We start from the raw sequence: 1,151 nt of genomic DNA on the forward strand, positions 1-1,151 counted from the left end.
ATCTACCCCGCCATAGCAAACTCCGAATACCGAGAAGTGCGAGCATGGGAGACAGACGGTGGGTGCTAACGTCCATCGTCAAGAGGGAAACAACCCAGACCGCCAGCTAAGGCCCCCAATGCGTGGCTAAGTGGAAAACGAGGTGGGAAGGCATAGACAGCCAGGAGGTTGGCTTAGAAGCAGCCATCCTTTAAAGAAAGCGTAATAGCTCACTGGTCGAGTCGTCCTGCGCGGAAGATGTAACGGGGCTCAAGCCACGAGCCGAAGCTGCGGATATGTCGTAAGACATATGGTAGGGGAGCGTTCTGTAAGTCTGCGAAGGTGTCTGGTAACGGATGCTGGAGATATCAGAAGTGCGAATGCTGACATGAGTAGCGATAAAGCGGGTGAAAGGCCCGCTCGCCGAAAGCCCAAGGTTTCCTACGCAACGTTCATCGGCGTAGGGTGAGTCGGCTCCTAAGGCGAGGCCGAAAGGCGTAGTCGATGGGAAACAGGTCAATATTCCTGTACCAGTCCATGATGCGATGGGGGGACGGAGAAGGTTATAGCAGCCGGGTGTTGGAAGTCCCGGTTTAAGCAGGTAGGCGTGCTGCGTAGGCAAATCCGCGCGGCTTAGCCGAGATGTGATGACGAGGACCCACGTGGTCCGAAGTGCTAGATACCACGCTTCCAAGAAAAGCCTCTAAGCTTCAGTCATGGAATGACCGTACCGCAAACCGACACAGGTGGGCAGGATGAAAATTCTCAGGCGCTTGAGAGAACCCAGGAGAAGGAACTCGGCAAATTGATACCGTAACTTCGGGAGAAGGTATGCCCCTCGTACGTGAAGTCCCTCGCGGACGGAGCGGAAAGGGGTCGCAGAGAATCGGTGGCTGCGACTGTTTAATAAAAACACAGCACTCTGCAAACACGAAAGTGGACGTATAGGGTGTGACGCCTGCCCGGTGCCGGAAGGTTAAGTGATGGGGTTCAAGCTCTTGATCGAAGCCGCGGTTAACGGCGGCCGTAACTATAACGTTCCTAAGGTTGCGTAATTCCTTGTCGGGTAAGTTCCGACCTGCACGAATGGCGTAACGATGGCCACACTGTCTCCTCCTGGGACTCAGCGAAGTTGAAATGTTTGTGAAGATGCAATCTCCCCGCGGCTAGAC

1 rRNA gene is annotated in these 1,151 nt (G+C 54.6%); it reads left to right on the forward strand.

Annotation, left to right across the window (positions count from 1 at the left end):
• Positions 1-1,151: ribosomal RNA gene (locus Q8R75_RS18365) — 23S ribosomal RNA — on the forward strand; the annotation flags it as partial.

Source organism: Methyloversatilis sp. (assembly GCF_030696805.1).
GTDB lineage: Bacteria > Pseudomonadota > Gammaproteobacteria > Burkholderiales > Rhodocyclaceae > Methyloversatilis.